Here is a 15,854-nt window from a genome sequence, read left to right as displayed (position 1 = left end):
CTTCCTTTGCCGGTTGATGAATTGATATAAACCACATGGTTAGGATATGTGCGGCCAAGCTTAAAGGTACCAAGAGTACGACACAGATTTCGACCTAATCTTCTTTACTTTTTGGGTTGAAGCTCCGTTACAAGACCGAACTCATACCCTCTCTTTTTGATTTCTTTACAAATACGATCAAGTGCCTGCATGTTCTCAATGGAACCTTGATGCATCAGAATCACGTTACCGTCATGTAGATTATTCATGATATCGTTGTACGGATCCTCAGCGCCATTCGCTCTTGGTTCCCAGTCACGCATGGCCGTTGACCAGAACACAGAGGTATAGCCCATTTCCGATACCAAACTTAAGTTATGCGGATTATAGTGACCGTAAGGGAAACGGAAATAGTTTCCGACATCTTTACCGGTAATTTGCTTATACACGACTTCAAAATCCTTAATTTCCTTGCGAATTTGATCATCCGTCAAGTCATTAAAATCCGTGTGCGTCATCGTATGGTTCGCTACATAATGACCGTCTGCCACGATTCTTTTCAAATATTCCGGGTTCTTCTTAATGTTGTTTCCTGTGATAAAAAAGTTCGCTTTCACATTGTTCTCTTTGAGTGATTTGAGCATGAGATCAACTTCAATGAGAGGCCCTCCGGCATCAATGGTTAAATATACTTTCTTCCCTGTACCAACCCAGACCGCTTTCTGGTCACTGGTAAAGGTTTTGGTTTCATGCGGGAAATCAGGAACTTGCCCTGTTTTTTTCTTCATATAGTACCAGGAATACGGAGTCCGATCTGCGGATATCGGTTTCGTTTTGGCAGGATCCGCTGTGGCTTTAGGCGTTGCACTAGGCTTCGGCGAAGCTGTCGGTGAAGCACTCGGGACAATCGTTGGCTGCGGTGTTGGTGTAGGCGTTGGAGATGGTTTAACGGTTTGGGTTGGAGAAGGTGTTGGTGAAAATCTAGGGGAAATAACTGGACTGGCTGTGGCAGCCACTTCCGTGCCGACAGGAGACGTTAGGCTTATATCTGCACAACCGACCAACGAAACACTCAGTACGATCAGCAGTGCAGCTTTATGGGTATGTTTAGTCATGATATACACCTCGGTTAGAATGGATTCTTCTTCCATGCCTATTCGACAGTGAATGACAAATTACCTGCCTAACGTTAGATTTTTGGCGTTATTTTGTAGCGCGATAAGTCAAGTATTGTAGAACCGTCAGTAAGATAAATGCTGTTCCAGCCAGCATTGGAATCGTAATAAAGCCAAGCCAATTCAAATAGTCGGTATCACAAGCAATGGGACCACAACCTGTACCCGTTTCTTTGAAAACACCCATTTGTAATAAAACATGATAGATGGAGATACAGGCTCCCCAAATTGTTAAAGGCAATACATAGATCGTTAACTTGTAATCTCTGCGAACGGATGCAATCCCAAGAATGACAACCAATGGGTACATAAGTATACGCTGGTACCAGCATAGTTTACATGGCGCATAATGCAAGATTTCAGAAAAATATAAGCTTCCAAGCGTCGCAACTAAGGCAACTAGCCATGAAATATGCATGCCGTTGTCTCTCAGCCATTTTTTGAACAATGAAATCGTCCCCTCTCTTCTACCCTATTATAAAAAAATAGATGAAAGAAGTCACGGGGTTGATTCTCCCGACCTACTAAATTCGCATTTTGCTTACGAATCATATAAGATGTTCACAATCCACTCAGGTAATTAGTACCAATAAGTGCTATAATCGTTTCAATTTTACGCCAATTCAATTACAATTAACATATGGAGGGATTCTTATGATGAAGCAATTTGAAGGATTCGGTAAATTTCTGGAGAGCTTGCGAGGAAAGATGTCCTTACGTGAAGCTGCCAATAAGAGCGGCCTGTCCCATGCCTATATTCGCGATTTAGAATTAGAGCGTAACCGTTCGACGAATGAGAAGATTAAACCATCCCCTATCACACTAAAGAAACTGTCGGATGCCTATAAGTTTTCGTATACAGATCTTATGGAGAAAGCTGGATATCTGGAAACAGGTAACCCAGACAACCAAACAGCACTGCCCACTCTGCCACTAGCTGACATTCTTTTTATAGAAATTGGATCTACCGAAATGACGTATCATACACGGCTCGGCAATCGTACGATTCCGATGCAATCACTATTAGATTTCAGCCATTTCCTAGATCAACTAGAAGATCAAGGTTTTAAGAAAATGGATACCGACTTATTCGTCAATTTGTCCCACGTGAAGAAATATGATGCGCAGGCTGGCAAGCTATATTTTGATCCGCTAGGCGTGAGTCTTAGCGTGACAATCGCTGCCTTGCGTCAAAAGAAATATCACGACCTTATCTTACGCAGTGTCGCCTATCATGCCGGAAATGATCTTGAGTATCAATATGAGAGGAGTCCGATTACTGACTCTCTACTCGCCTCACTTCAACGACAAAATTAAACATTTTACAAAAAAAGGAGAACATTTTCAGGGAAATCTGAAACTTATTCTCCTTTCTTTTCGTCTTACTAGTTGACAGTGTGGACTCCATTAGCGTTAGAGAGGATAGATGCTTAAGCATGGCTGTTCAACAAACGAATACCCGACAGACTACCTTGCAAACTCGCGTAAAGCACAAACGTTCTGCAGGCATACGCTTTGTGTCGTATACACTACTTACGATTACCCTTGCAGCCATTCTAGGTTTATGTTGGTTTTTCCTGACTGCTTCGGGATCGAGCCTGCGTTTTATGATGGCAGATACGATCATCACCACGCAGCATCGGGAATGGGCCAAATATTTAATTGGCACATCCGAGTTGCAGAGACGCGTAGCTGCATATACGAAGAGTTTTGACGAAATGGGTACGGAAAAGGATCGAGGACTTGTAGAAATCGCACCTCTGCCATCCTACACGCCTACAGAAGCTGTAGCTCCAGTCAAAAAAGATTTAGTAACCATCGAAAACATATCGGGTCCCAATTTCAAAGGCAAACTTGTTACGATTTCAGACCCTACCAAGCTTCGTATCGCAGTACCAGAGAAAGTAGGTAAAGGTGAGAAAGTATCTTCTATGGTCAAACGTACGGGAGCCATCCTCGGTGTGAATGGCGGAGGATTCATTGATCCGAACTGGGAGGGCAATGGCTTTCAACCAGAAGGCGTTGTGATCTCAGGAGGCAAAATTTTCTACAATGACAAAGGGATAAACGGTACCGTACAGATCGTTGGGATTGATAAGCAAGGCCGAATGATTTCAGGCAAATACAAAGTATCTGAGCTACTTGAAATGGGCGTTCAGGAAGCTGTCTCCTTCAGCCCACGGTTCATCGTGAACGGTGTAGGCCAAGTCAAAAGCCAAGCGGACGGCTGGGGCATCGCACCACGCACATGCATGGCTCAAACGAAAGACGGATCGATTCTCTTCGCGGTCATTGATGGCAGACAAACGCACAGTATCGGCGCAACGCTCTATGATATACAAGAAATTTTCTTAGCCCATGGCGCGATTACCGCGGCTAACTTGGATGGGGGCGCCTCAACCGTATTGGTCCATAATAATGCTATTATTAATAAACCTTCAAGTGAATACGGCGAGCGCTATCTCCCTACCGCATGGCTGCTATTCGATCATCCAGAGACCGCTGTTATTAAGAATGTTTGGGAAGGGCTGGATATTAGTAAAATTGATCCTTCCAAATGGTAAAACAAGAAAGAAGCAGAGTACTCCTAGACGGAGCGCTCTGCTTCTTTTTATAGAAATTAACGTCCTACAATGACTAAATCCTCTGCTGCTTCAGAAGCTGCGATCTCATCTTGAACGTCCTCTTCGGATTGCGAATCCTTCCAGGAGCGAACGGATTCGACAACACTTGCTGCTGTATCCTTAGCTTTACCTACGAGGTCCGTAGTTGTCGTACTTACTGTTTTGGCAGCTGCTTGCGTTTTTTGACTAACTGTCGTCGCCAATTGAACGGTCTTGTCACTTACAACAGCAGCTCCTTCTGCAATATCACTGCGTAGTTCACGACCTGATTTTGGTGCGAACAGCAACGCTGCTGCAGCCCCAACTAAACCACCTACGACTGCACCGACGAGAAGATCTTTTCCTTTTTTTCCATTGGACATGTGATATCCACTCCTTAATGATCTGATTTCGCACTTCGCTGCGCCTGCCATCTCTGCCATAGCTCATACCCTGTGGTTGCCCATTCCATGATGTCGTAGATACGCTTCTGATGCGTATGTACGACCTTTTCCGCACCTAGCAAGGAATCGTTCATCATCCGTGAGGCTTTGCTTAGTAAGGAAGCAACTTCCCCTACTGCCTTCCCTGCCTTTTCAACCGATTGCATACTTGGCTCTAAAGCAAGAACTTGCAAATGTACCTCTTCCGTAAGCTGCCCTAATTGCTTCATTAGATTCTCCGCGTGCTCTGTCGTATGGACAACTCCCTGTTTAACTTCGATAACCGTGTCCCCTAACAAGCGAAGCGTTCGCGCAGCTGTAATGAGCGTTCGAACGATAAATACAATGAGCACTAAACAAGCAACGGCCAAGCTGACGATACTGATCTCACTCCATGTCATGTAGGTCACCTCCTATGAGCTGAAAGCTGTGAGAATTGATGTGGCTTCTAGACGAATGCCTATGAATTACTACAGTATAGGTAGGTAGGGCTTGTTTTGACACAAACGGATTGGAAAAATTTCTGGAACCTGTCATAATAAACAACAAATACTTAGGAATTGATTTGGGGGAAACGAGAAATGAACCGAGAACAAGGCATACAAGAAATTGAGCGTACACGGATTGTGGCAATCGTTCGAGGCGTGAAGGGAGAGCACATTCAGTCTGTTGCTGAAGCACTTCACAAAGGTGGAGTCACCGTCATGGAAGTAACGTTAAACACGCCTGGTGCACTCTCCATGATCACTAACCTTCAAGAACAATGGGGAGACCGCATGTTCATCGGAGCAGGCACTGTACTGGATCTGGAGGATGCTAAGCAAGCTGTTGCTGCCGGGGCTTCTTTCCTGGTTACGCCGAATTTGGATGAAGAGGTCATTCGTTGGTCGAAACAGGAGGGGATTCCGATCTTCCCTGGTGCGATGACGCCTACCGAAGTTGTGAAAGCATGGAAAGCCGGAGCTACCGCGGTTAAAATATTCCCAAGCGCAAGCTTGGGCTTGCCTTACATCAAAGAATTGATGGGCCCTCTGGACACCATCCCAATGATTGCTGTAGGTGGCGTAACCGAAGCCAATATCAAGCAATTTCTGAGCGTTGGCTGTTATGGCTTAGGCATTGGCGGCTCGCTCATTAACCTGAAAGAAATTGAAGCCGGTAATTTCGGTTGGATCACGGATAAGGCTATTCAATTGCTTGCTGCAGCGCATGCATAAGATTACTCGATAATTACGGCGATACATGAAGAAACGGAGCTCGCGAATGATCGCGGCTCCGTTCTTTAGTGTCTCCGTTAACTCTGATAAGCTGTTGCTGCATTTTTATCGCCAACTTGGACAGATACCTCCTTCGTTTGGCCTTCGCGCGAAATTTTCACCTTCAAAGCATCGCCAACTGCCGCGGCTTGAACCGCTTTCGTAAGCTCTTCCGTATTGGCAATACCTTTACCATTCACATCTGTAATAACATCATACTGGCGGATTCCCGCTTTGAAAGCTGGTGAACCTTGCTGCACTTCTGCCACTACCACACCATTGGTGCTATTAATCTTCAAATCCTGCAGCATGTCATCTGTAATATTTTGCAGCGCTACTCCAATGTAAGGGGCTGGATCTTTGGCAATGGTTTCGTTATTTTTCAATTTATCAACGACTGCGCTTATCGTACTAGCTGGAATCGCAAAGCCCATTCCCTGTGCTTCGGCATTAACAGCCGTATTAATTCCTATTACTTCTCCATTCAAGTTCAAGAGCGGACCACCGGAGTTTCCAGGGTTAATGGCAGTATCCGTTTGTAACAAGTGCTTGTAATTCCGTGTCCCCTGCTCATCATCAATGCTGATTTCACGTTCCTTGGCACTTAATACGCCTGTCGTAACCGAGTAATCGAAGTCATAAGGATTGCCAATCGCAACAACCCACTCGCCTACTTCTGCAGCATCTGAGTCCCCGATTTTTAGCGCAGGGAAAGCCTTGTCTCCTTGAATTTTGAGTACGGCCAAATCTAAATCATAGCTGTTCCCAAGTAACGTTGCCTTGAACGGGGTATCATAACCTTGTACGTATACATCAATTTCATCTGCTCCGTCAATCACATGCTCGTTCGTTAAGATATAGCCGCTATCTTCAAAAATGAACCCAGAGCCGATCCCATTTTCGATCGTATCTCCACTTTGCGTTCCTTGCTGTTGCGAATTTCTACGATTGCCTGGTGTGCTTGTTTGCTTTACTCTCGTTTCAATTTTGACAATGGCTGGACTCGACGCTTTCGTAATTTGAGAAATGCTATTGGTTCCCAAATTGTTCAGCGACGCCGTTTGGACACCAGCCGCAGCAGAGTTCGCTGCAGAAGCAGCGGAGCTACTTGAGAGCACAGTTTGCGTATCATAGCCAAACAGGTTCAATTTGTCCGAAGTAAACATCAATCCGCCTACGACAACTGCCCCTGCCATAAAAGCCGCAAAGATTGGCTTGACTCTTGAGTTGCTAGTTTTTACAACTTTTATGTCATTCAAGTTCACTTTATTGTTCATGTCTTCATTCATACGATTACCGCCTCTCGATTGCTATCATTTGTTTGTCTTGCTGATAGACTAAGTATAGAACGCTAACCTGAAGTGTTACTTAAATTGGGCTGATAGCTGAATGAATACTAGCTGAAAGTATGCTGAAGGGTATGACGAAGGGCGGATCGCGGACGGCAATAAAAAACCTGATCTTGGGACACGTTAGTCCACAGATCAGGTTTCCCTTATTAAAAATATTAGTTAATGAATCCGGCCTTACTTAGGAAACGTTTCAACATAGTAGCGGCTTCTGCACGAGTTGCTTGGTTGCTCGAACCGATCGTGGTATCCGTCATACCATTGATAATACCAGCATCGATCGCAGTAGCAATTTCTCGCTGCGCCCACACGATATTGTTAGAATCGCTGAATTTGCTTAATAGCGCTTGTTGCTGTGAATCAGAGAGATTTGCTTTCAATCCTGCATAATTCATTGTTCGTACAATCATAGCAGCAAGCTCTTCACGAGTGATTTGAGCATTTGGCTTAAATGTACCATCTTCATAACCATCAATTATGCCCGCTTTAGCTGCAGTAGCAACTGTCGTTGCATACCAATCGGAAGCATCGACATCGCTGAATATAGCAGTTGTAGTATTTTGAGTTAAACCTAAGGAACGAACAGCCAGTGCTGCAAATTCTGCACGGGTAATGGAAAGCTCGGGAGCGAATGTTGTATCTGTCATCCCATCAATCACTAGCTTATTGGCAAGGAGACTTACATCATCCCTAGACCAATGGAACGCCGTATCTGTAAAGGTTTTGTTCATTTCAACTACTGTGTAGATACTATTGCCGTTACGCTTCAATGTTGCAACTGTTTTACCATCTTTAACTTCGAAGATTGCCGGAACAAAGCTTAGCTTCTTCGTTGTCTCATTGTAGAGTACGCCTGTTACCTTCTTCGTATCTACCGTATTTGAGATAGTAATGGAACGTGCTACATACGTTTTGCCAAAATCAATCGAAGTCGTTTTGTCTCCAGGTCCTAGAGCAACTACATGAAAGTCTACTGCATCCGCAATTGCTTTTGCACCGATAGAAGTAGCTGCAGAAGTAACCGCGGCGGCAGAATCGCCGGTAAGCTTCGTAATGCTTACTTTGATCTTAAGATCCTTCATAGGAATACCTAGCGTTTGCGCTAACGCATTCAGATCTAAAATAGAAAGAGGAAGCATATAAGTGCCATTGTCTGATCGTACAGTAATGGTCGAGCCCGTTTTACCTACAGCATCAACTAAGGCAGAAGCTGGAATAAGGACAATGTCACCGGATAATGTGAGTTCAATGTTGGTATACGCAGCTAATGCATTTTTCAAGCTATCTTCATTAACTTCACCTGTCATAGGAACGGAAATACTAGTCCCCGCTACCGGTGGATACCAACCTCCTCCGCCATACCCTCCACCGCAGTTCGTACATCCTGGCACATCGGGGTTGGCATCCGTCGCATATACACGGCTAGAAACTGTAGAACTATATTGACCTGATAAATATACGGCATCATAGACATTAGCTGTTATCCCTGTATTAAATGTGAAATTGTAATAGGTAACGCCATTTACAGTCTCCGTGGTGGTGTAATCTGACAAGTAAGCTTTCTTCAATAAATGAAGATCAGGAGCATACACATTCAGATACACAGCTCCAGATACATTGTCATATACATCGCTATAAACGGTTGCTGTTACATTCCCAGTTGTCTTGTCGTATGTGTACGACTTAATGCCTAGCGTTGCCCCAAATGCAATGACAGGTACGAGAATAGAAACAATCATGAATAGAGCCAAAGCATGGGATATTTTCCCAATCATTGATTTCACTCTGAATGCACTCCTTTTTCTCTCTATTTGATTAGAACTAGAATCGAGTTGATTTTTCCTTATATTCAATAGATTCACCTCCTCTGCTATCTAGGTAGTATAGACTTCGATAGATTAGGAGTGATTTTAGTCCGTCACTTGGAAATTTGTCCCAAAATTAATCTACCTATATATGTTTAAACACATCCTGAGTCCGTGAAACCGGATATGTGAAAATAATAAAGCGAGGATAAGATTCGCACCGGGATAGGCGAAGAATTCGACTATCTCAGTGTCCCTGGGGGTGCCAACTGCTTGCGCTTCCATTAGCACAATGCAAAAAAAAGAAGTTAAGACAGACATCGTCCGCTTAACTTCTTCTCTTCCAAACTATTTATTTTGACGTATGATATACACACATTTGTTAGCACCTTTGGCAAGACACTCTGTACGTTCTACTTGGGCATCTAGCAGATTTCGGAACAGCGATAATTCACACTGACATGCCTGCTGAAAGGTATTAGCTACCTTCGCAATCGGACAATTGTGCTCATTGAAGATATAGGCATCGTCACCTTGCGGATACCAGTCAACCATATAGCCATTCTCATTCTGAATCTGCGCTAGTTCAGCTACGCGTTCCCCTAAGCTTTCGGCTTGCATCCTTGACTGATAGCGAGCTTCCAGTTTCCCCTGTCTGCCTTCAAAAAGCCGTTCAATTTTATCTTGGCCTTCGTCTTCTAATAACTCGTCTAATAAATCCAAGGTTAACTGCGAGTATTTCTTGGGAAATAATTCGTCCGCTTGAGGAGCCAACGTATACACACTTGTCGGACGTCCCATCGCTTGCCTGACGAGCTTAGCCTCGAGCAGATCGTCCTTCTCCATCGAATGAATATGTCGCCTTACTGCCATCTCAGTGATTCCGAGTTGTTTGGCCATATCTTGAACACTCAACGACCCTTGCGTTTTGAGCATAGAAAGAATCACTTTACGCGTTGATGTTTCTAGTGTTGGATTCATGCTCTCACCTGTCCTCGGAACTCGTTTAAGTCTCATTTTACAGCATCACAGTCAATAAGTAAATTATGAAACACTTATGTATGTTATGCCAATTCACTCTTAATAAACGCGCGAACAGATGCCGCGAATTCCTCAAAAGCCGCTGGGAGTTTAGGTATTAATGGATGCAAGTCTTGACGTTGCCATTCTACAAAGTCTTGAACAAGCGGCTTACGCAGCTTCACTAATTGGAGCAAAATCTCCGTTAAAGACTCTGAATATGCGCCTTCACCTTGTACAATTTCTACAATATCCTCATAACTGCTTGCATCTCTGAGAATAAAAGCATCAATAAGCAAGCTCCCTACATCTGTTACGGTTTCAATCGCCAAATGAAGTACGCGTTCTTGAGAGAGCTGCCATGTCAGATCCTGTTTACCTTCTGCCCACTGTGCCTCTAATTGCTGACTCGCTTCAGCTAATACCGATAGAAACTGAATACGTCCATCGATTTGTTCATGATTAATAAAGTACATGGTCTATCTCCGTCCTCTTTTTCGCCATTTCGTCCATACCAACATCGCAAAAAAAGTGATAATCACCAAAAATATGAGCAAAACCGCCTGCATCAAATATTCATAACTCACGTTCATTCACCCTCTTGATTGATCTCATTACATGCTATCAACAGTTTATCTCGGGTAGGTGAGAGCGTCAAGCTACACAGGCTTTCATTCCTAGAGGCATTGTCCTCCTATGGGGATCATGTTACAGTGAAACGAGAGAAAAAAGGAGAGTTTCCCCCCATGTTATCTAAGCCCAAACTGTCAGAAATCGACATTGTACGCGCACTTGCGATCTTCGCCGTTGTACTCATTCATGGTACCTCTGGCGCCACTCAACTTCCTGTTGGTACAGGGTCTCAGGCCTTCTTTTTCATGCTGAATAAAGCAAGTTTGTTTACTGTTCCTTTGTTCATCTGGATTAGTGGTCTCGTCTTGTTCTATTCCTATTATGACCGCTGGGAGTCAGGGATGGCACGCGTATTTTGGACAAAAAGACTGCAAAAGATATTAATTCCTTATGTCAGTTGGTCTATCTTCTATTATTTGTATAATCAGATCATGTTTCATGGCACGATACAAGTGGATGCGCTTCATCTATTAAAATTGCTTCTGTCAGGCAACGCGAGCTATCATCTCTATTACATTGTCGTTATCGTCCAGTTTTATGCGCTCTTCCCCTTGATCATTCCTCTGGTCAAACGTTATGCCTGGCTTCGGCGCGGTCTAATTCCTCTAGGTATTGGCATTCAAGCGGCTTCCTATACCTTGCATCATTGGGTAGTTCCGCTACCAGAATATGCGACGTTGTGCTTAAGCTATACGGCTACCTTCTGCTTTGGCGCTTTCATGGGCATCTATTATCCAGCGATAGTGACTTGGGCGATTCGTTACAAAAGAGGGATATGGAGCGCCGTCTATGTGGCTGGTGGCGCTTATATAGGGATGCTCCTGCTACAGCAGTATAGTCTTGCTATGATCGAAAATACGTGGTTCGAGCTTGCCTTGCTCGCTTACTGCCTGACCATCCCACTCGTCTGCGTGCCGTGGGCGCGCAACTTACTGGCGCGCGGCTCACGCTTCAGTGCCTTCTTGTCTGCCTTAGGCGCGGCCTCCTTCGGCATCTATCTCGTGCATCCCGCGATCCTCACCCTGTGGGATCGCGTCGCACCAGAGCCAGCGCCTGGGCGCATCTGGCTCTATGATGTGCACACCGCAGCAGCCGTCCTGATCGGGCTGCTGGGCGCTTGGCTGCTGGCGCGCGGTTACGCGCGCGCCATGCAAAAAGGTTCCGCTCGCAGATGAGCGGAACCTTTCTATTTCATGCGCGCTAGCCAGGCCCAGCGCCGCTGCTGTCTGCGGCTGTAGCGTGGCAAGCCGCGGTAGATGTCCAGCGCTTCGCGGTACGCGCGCTTGGCGTCTTCCTGGCGGCCGAGCTGCTGATACAGCTGGCCTAGACGGTAGTATGCCTCGACCGACGAGGAGTGCAGGTCGCGGAATTGTTCAATAAACTGCGCCGCACGCTCAGGCGCATGGGGAGCCAGAGCCTCGCCAAGGCGCAGGTAGGCTTCGCCATATTTTACACGTGGATTGAGTTCAATTGCCCTCAGCATATAGGTTTCACCCTTGTCAATCCTGCCTAGTTTCAGTTGACACAGTCCAATTTCATAATGAACGTCAGCAGATTCCTGCATGATTGGCAGTGTTTGTTCCAAGTAGGGCAGCGCATCTTGATATTTTTTGCGTTCGATTAGAATACGTGCCAAGTCCAGCTTCGCTGACGTATTGTGCGGGTTCGAATGAAGGTCAATTCGCAGACGTGCTGCTTTGCGGTTTAACTGAAACGGTCGCCAAACATTTGGCAGAATGCCAACGTATCTTCTATCCAATACGTAAAGAATAACAAGTAAAATAAGCAGGGCGAGCAATGGATTACCCACGATTCGCCAGAGCAAACCAAACAGTAGTATTTTGATAAGCATGATGTGTTCCCCCTTTTCAACTTCCTTATACTACCATATTATGCTGATTATGTTTACCCTCTACGAAGAAAAACAACTTTTCAAAGTGAAGCCTTCTATCATCATTCGAGATTTTCCGCCAGCAGTGCTATACTAGAAAGAAAAAAGGGAGCTTTGACATGAAAGATTCGCATAAGGCTATATGGCTTAAAAGAAAGAACCTAGGCCGCTCCAGATATTTAGTTACGTTCGGCATCGTTCCATGGGGAATCGGGGCTACACTCCTAACGACGTTGCTCGAATTAGTAGTGTCCCACTCCATTAATTCCACTTGGATTCCAATTCGCCTAATTGTGTTCGCATTCATCGGCTTTTTCGTTGCGAATGGACGCTGGGTTGCGATGGAACACCGTTTTGAGCCACCTGCTCCTAGACGACCGTGAGGTCGTTTTTTTCATTCAAACACTTGGTGTAAACCAAATTTCCCGGAAATCAATCCATCCTAAATCGTTGATCGTTACCCCTTTAATCGAATCATGATACGTCGTTTGTTGGGAGCGATGCAGAACGAAAAGGAACGATTTCTCCTCCTGAAGCTCAGCAACCAATTCATGTAATCCTGCAATTCGATCATCCAGATTAGGATTACTCAGAATCCCCTGCATTTTCGAATCCACCCACGCCTTCCGCTCTTTGTTCAAATGTGCACGCACATAGCTGTTGCTTTGTTTCAATGTTTGAATGATATGAAGATCATAATTGCTTTCCATGCATATGTGATAAAAAATAAGATCAGCTTCGTCAATCGTATCCATTTGCGTCATATCAGACTCGCTTCGAATTGTAATCTCAATGGGAATTCCAATCTGCTCGCACTGCCTGCAAATCCACATGGCATCATCATTATTGTTCCGATAGACATACATATGTAGCGTCTCGCCCTTGTAGCCCATTTCATTTAGCAAACGTTTGGCTTCTGCAATATCAGTCCTTGACCTGCTAACTAACGGCTCCATTGTCGGGATAAAGCTGCTCGCAGGCGCTTCTCGAAAACCTCCTAGCTCACCGATCATACGCTCACGATCTATAACCAAATCAACTGCTTTACGAAAGTTAGGATGGAACTGAGGCCCTCTTTTATTACAATTAAACGTGATTAAACTGCATCCCATAATCGTTTGTTCAATTTGGCGCCATTCGGAGTCTTTATCGATCACACCTACTGGCTTCATCGAATTCGATTGCCCACGATACACTTGAATCGTATCCCAACTTGGCGTTGATTCCTGCAGATCTGTTGGCAGCAGCCAGAATTCTACGAGATCCATATGCGGCCTCACGCCGAAATAATTATCAAACGCACGCAGCTTGCATATGTAATCATCGTTTCTCTCCAACCTGAACGGCCCCGTCCCAATGGGCATACGCCCAAAAATCGATTCATTATCCCGGCAAATTTCCTCTGGGACAATCGCCATCGAGGTATGAGCCAACTGTTGAAGAAACAGCACGTTCGGCTGATTTAATTCAATTGCAATCGCACTACGATTCAACACCGTAATCGACTCGATACTTTCGGTCATCCAACCTTGCGTGGCGGCTTGACCAAGCTTCTTTAATCGCGATAACGAGTAACACACATCATGTGCTGTCATTTCTCTGCCGTGATGGAACAGCACGCCTTTGCGCAAATAAAACGTATAATGCAAGCCATCCTCACTAATTTCCCAATAATGTGCCAAATGAGGCTCAATCACCATTGTCTGCAGATTATAGCGGATAAGGGTATCGAAAATTTGACTCGCCAGGTGGAAATCAAAGGCAAAAAAAGTCTGCGCAGGATCCAGCGTCACCAACCATTTGTAAACAGGGACACGTAACGTATCCTTAAAGCGTTCCTCATGCTCGACCGCCCTGTAGCCAAAAAAGCTGAACAACCACTCGATAAAGGAGTCCTGCAGTGTTTCTCCCTTGCCTAGTTGATGTATCAGCTCGATCGTGCCTAAATAATCACCTCGATTAGCAAGCTCCATCGCTTGTTTCGAGATCATGTCTTCCGAGGAGACCAAAAAAGTAAGCTCAGAAATGTTCCCTCTACCCCGTCCGGGTTTCCAAGAAATCCAGTTATGGTCACTCATTTTTTTCAATAAAATCTTCACATTCCGTGTCGAGCAATATAACCTCTCCGCCAATTCTTCTAACGTAATGGGCTGTGGTTTATGCTCAACACCATGCTCAAAACCTGCACGCAGCTCCAGAAAATGAGTGAGTAGTTGCATCGTTGGCGTCCTTTCTATAAAAGGGGAAATCTTTGAAGTGAATTATACTCTTTTTGTTCCCCTTATTCTAGCGTAAACTAAGCGTATCAGGAAAAGAAAGGAAAGTGACCCTCATATGCAACCAACAGACCTCTATGTATCAGAGAAATTAATGGAGTGGCAACAGCACGATTTGGAAAGCCAATCCCGCGAACACTGGAAATGGCAATCTGGTAAAAAAAGAAAAGTCTACGTACTTCTAACTAGCTTATTCTTCTGGATTTAATTCGATTCCGTATCGTAACTACTAGTACAATCAGAATGAGCGCACACACAATACCAACTCCGTCGACGACTACATCGATGCCGTGACCCGTTCGGTCTTTCACGAACGATTGATGCCATTCATCCGACATTGCGTACAGCAATGAGATTAGGAAGGAGCTGATCAAAGCTATGTTCATTCTGACAGGTTTGGCAAGTAAAGCGATCGACCAAAGCAGGGCAAGCACAGCGTATTCGCTAACGTGCCCTGCTTTTCTTATGAAGAATTCAATTAAATTAATAGGATCTTGCCATGAAATCACTTGTTGATCATATGTAAATTTCACTTTGGGCATATGTTCTTTCAATTTATCCGTCGAAAATTTCGATTCCAAATATGGTTTCAAGCTTTGCTGTTGGTAAGGCTCGGCAGACTTCATAAAAATGAAAGCCATCCACAGAATGGCTGCCACTAAAAACACGTAGAATACCGTCTTCGATCGTGTTGACTTTGGCATAACGGCACCTTTCTCTCTTACGGATTCATTTTTTTACGAATACTGAATAAGGCAAAGAATTCAATAACCATCAAATTCACGGCGGATACACCATAGAAGGCCATCCCAAACATCATCTGAAACTGATCTGTCGTGACCGATTTCCACCACAAAACGGCGAGCCCCGTTAACACTATATTCAACGCCGTCGTAATCCAAAAAGAGAATCCTAAACGATTCGTTTTTCGCATCAAAAGGACACCAATTACAAACGGAACAACGAAAGCGATCCCCAAGTAAAGCCAATACAATACTGCGTTTGACACTTCTACTTCACTCCCAAACGATCAACTAGTTAATATTACTAGGTTAGCATGAAAATAACTCTGAAAACAACGTTCAGCCCCCCATTGCAACAGAATCGCCATACAGCTTGAAGGAATAAAAGCCGCTGAAAAAATCCTATGTCTCAGGTATTGCTTGCCCTGTCATATTCATGTATAATACAAAAAGTCGACGTTAATTGTAAGCGACATCACGGGGCCTTAGCTCAGCTGGGAGAGCGCATCGCTGGCAGCGATGAGGTCAGGGGTTCGATCCCCCTAGGCTCCATATTGAACGAAAAAAAGAACATGTCATCGGACATGTTCTTTTTTTCGTTCTTTGGAGCCGTATGGGGGTGAGAACCTCTGAGGGGTTCGCCCGCGCGGACGGAGCGTAGCGGAGGAGCACGGCGTCTGA

General features: G+C 44.8%; 17 protein-coding genes and 1 tRNA gene. 6 read left to right on the top strand and 12 right to left on the bottom strand.

Annotated features, from left to right (window positions below):
- Nucleotides 1-104: 104 nt before the first annotated feature.
- The gene (locus AC58PV_RS33090; protein ID WP_497437256.1) at nucleotides 105-1,094 is read right to left on the bottom strand and encodes a polysaccharide deacetylase family protein; all 990 of its coding nucleotides are present in this window, start codon (nucleotides 1,092-1,094) and stop codon (nucleotides 105-107) included.
- 88 nt (nucleotides 1,095-1,182) lie between these two features.
- Nucleotides 1,183-1,572 carry a disulfide oxidoreductase gene (locus AC58PV_RS33085; protein ID WP_068662998.1) on the bottom strand — a complete coding sequence of 130 codons (390 nt, stop codon included), beginning with the start codon at nucleotides 1,570-1,572 and terminating at the stop codon, nucleotides 1,183-1,185.
- Between the two features lie 236 nt (nucleotides 1,573-1,808).
- Between AC58PV_RS33085 and AC58PV_RS33080 the strand changes: the two genes are divergently transcribed.
- Both AC58PV_RS33080 and AC58PV_RS33075 read left to right on the top strand, forming a co-directional pair.
- Nucleotides 1,809-2,471, top strand: a complete 663-nt coding sequence (locus AC58PV_RS33080) for a helix-turn-helix domain-containing protein (protein WP_497437255.1) — start codon at nucleotides 1,809-1,811, stop codon at nucleotides 2,469-2,471.
- A 119-nt stretch (nucleotides 2,472-2,590) separates the two neighbouring features.
- Entirely contained in the window at nucleotides 2,591-3,718 is a 1,128-nt protein-coding gene (locus tag AC58PV_RS33075; RefSeq protein ID WP_497437254.1) for a phosphodiester glycosidase family protein, read from the top strand.
- A 56-nt stretch (nucleotides 3,719-3,774) separates the two neighbouring features.
- Here the strand turns inward: AC58PV_RS33075 and AC58PV_RS33070 are convergent, their stop codons facing one another.
- Complete coding sequence (locus tag AC58PV_RS33070) at nucleotides 3,775-4,140, bottom strand: YtxH domain-containing protein (protein ID WP_497437252.1); 366 nt, start codon at nucleotides 4,138-4,140, stop codon at nucleotides 3,775-3,777.
- A 14-nt stretch (nucleotides 4,141-4,154) separates the two neighbouring features.
- A complete protein-coding gene (locus AC58PV_RS33065) occupies nucleotides 4,155-4,601 on the bottom strand; it encodes a DUF948 domain-containing protein (RefSeq protein ID WP_497437251.1) in 447 nt (148 codons plus the stop codon).
- Between the two features lie 180 nt (nucleotides 4,602-4,781).
- On the opposite strand from AC58PV_RS33065, the gene AC58PV_RS33060 reads away from it, so the two are divergent.
- Nucleotides 4,782-5,417, top strand: a complete 636-nt coding sequence (locus AC58PV_RS33060) for a bifunctional 4-hydroxy-2-oxoglutarate aldolase/2-dehydro-3-deoxy-phosphogluconate aldolase (protein ID WP_497437249.1) — start codon at nucleotides 4,782-4,784, stop codon at nucleotides 5,415-5,417.
- Between the two features lie 77 nt (nucleotides 5,418-5,494).
- Here AC58PV_RS33060 and AC58PV_RS33055 read toward each other — a convergent pair whose 3' ends face one another.
- From AC58PV_RS33055 to AC58PV_RS33040, 4 genes are all read right to left on the bottom strand, one after another.
- Nucleotides 5,495-6,745, bottom strand: a complete 1,251-nt coding sequence (locus AC58PV_RS33055; protein ID WP_497437248.1) for a S1C family serine protease — start codon at nucleotides 6,743-6,745, stop codon at nucleotides 5,495-5,497.
- A gap of 218 nt (nucleotides 6,746-6,963) precedes the next feature.
- Nucleotides 6,964-8,580, bottom strand: coding sequence for an S-layer homology domain-containing protein (locus AC58PV_RS33050; protein ID WP_497437320.1), 1,617 nt, complete (start codon nucleotides 8,578-8,580; stop codon nucleotides 6,964-6,966).
- Between the two features lie 378 nt (nucleotides 8,581-8,958).
- Nucleotides 8,959-9,591, bottom strand: a complete 633-nt coding sequence (locus tag AC58PV_RS33045) for a helix-turn-helix transcriptional regulator (protein WP_497437247.1) — start codon at nucleotides 9,589-9,591, stop codon at nucleotides 8,959-8,961.
- A gap of 83 nt (nucleotides 9,592-9,674) precedes the next feature.
- On the bottom strand, nucleotides 9,675-10,106 hold the full coding sequence (locus tag AC58PV_RS33040) for a DUF86 domain-containing protein (RefSeq protein WP_497437245.1): 432 nt from the start codon (nucleotides 10,104-10,106) through the stop codon (nucleotides 9,675-9,677).
- Between the two features lie 270 nt (nucleotides 10,107-10,376).
- On the opposite strand from AC58PV_RS33040, the gene AC58PV_RS33035 reads away from it, so the two are divergent.
- Entirely contained in the window at nucleotides 10,377-11,438 is a 1,062-nt protein-coding gene (locus AC58PV_RS33035) for an acyltransferase (RefSeq protein ID WP_497437244.1), read from the top strand.
- An 11-nt stretch (nucleotides 11,439-11,449) separates the two neighbouring features.
- On the opposite strand, the gene AC58PV_RS33030 is transcribed toward AC58PV_RS33035, so the two are convergent.
- Entirely contained in the window at nucleotides 11,450-12,115 is a 666-nt protein-coding gene (locus AC58PV_RS33030) for a tetratricopeptide repeat protein (protein WP_497437243.1), read from the bottom strand.
- A 158-nt stretch (nucleotides 12,116-12,273) separates the two neighbouring features.
- Here AC58PV_RS33030 and AC58PV_RS33025 point away from each other — a divergent pair, with 158 nt between their 5' ends.
- Entirely contained in the window at nucleotides 12,274-12,537 is a 264-nt protein-coding gene (locus tag AC58PV_RS33025; RefSeq protein ID WP_497437241.1) for a hypothetical protein, read from the top strand.
- Nucleotides 12,538-12,552: 15 nt separating this feature from the next.
- Here AC58PV_RS33025 and AC58PV_RS33020 read toward each other — a convergent pair whose 3' ends face one another.
- The 3 genes from AC58PV_RS33020 to AC58PV_RS33010 form a co-directional block, all read right to left on the bottom strand.
- Nucleotides 12,553-14,373 carry an ABC transporter substrate-binding protein gene (locus tag AC58PV_RS33020; RefSeq protein ID WP_497437240.1) on the bottom strand — a complete coding sequence of 607 codons (1,821 nt, stop codon included), beginning with the start codon at nucleotides 14,371-14,373 and terminating at the stop codon, nucleotides 12,553-12,555.
- Nucleotides 14,374-14,615: 242 nt separating this feature from the next.
- On the bottom strand, nucleotides 14,616-15,134 hold the full coding sequence (locus tag AC58PV_RS33015) for a VanZ family protein (protein ID WP_497437239.1): 519 nt from the start codon (nucleotides 15,132-15,134) through the stop codon (nucleotides 14,616-14,618).
- 17 nt (nucleotides 15,135-15,151) lie between these two features.
- Entirely contained in the window at nucleotides 15,152-15,439 is a 288-nt protein-coding gene (locus AC58PV_RS33010) for a hypothetical protein (RefSeq protein WP_497437237.1), read from the bottom strand.
- A 213-nt stretch (nucleotides 15,440-15,652) separates the two neighbouring features.
- Between AC58PV_RS33010 and AC58PV_RS33005 the strand changes: the two genes are divergently transcribed.
- Nucleotides 15,653-15,725 (top strand) — tRNA-Ala (locus AC58PV_RS33005).
- Nucleotides 15,726-15,854: the final 129 nt, after the last annotated feature.

The organism is Paenibacillus sp. J22FR83, from assembly GCF_059691955.1.
Note: the sequence above shows the minus strand (reverse complement) of the source record. Positions and strands in the feature narration are given on the sequence as shown.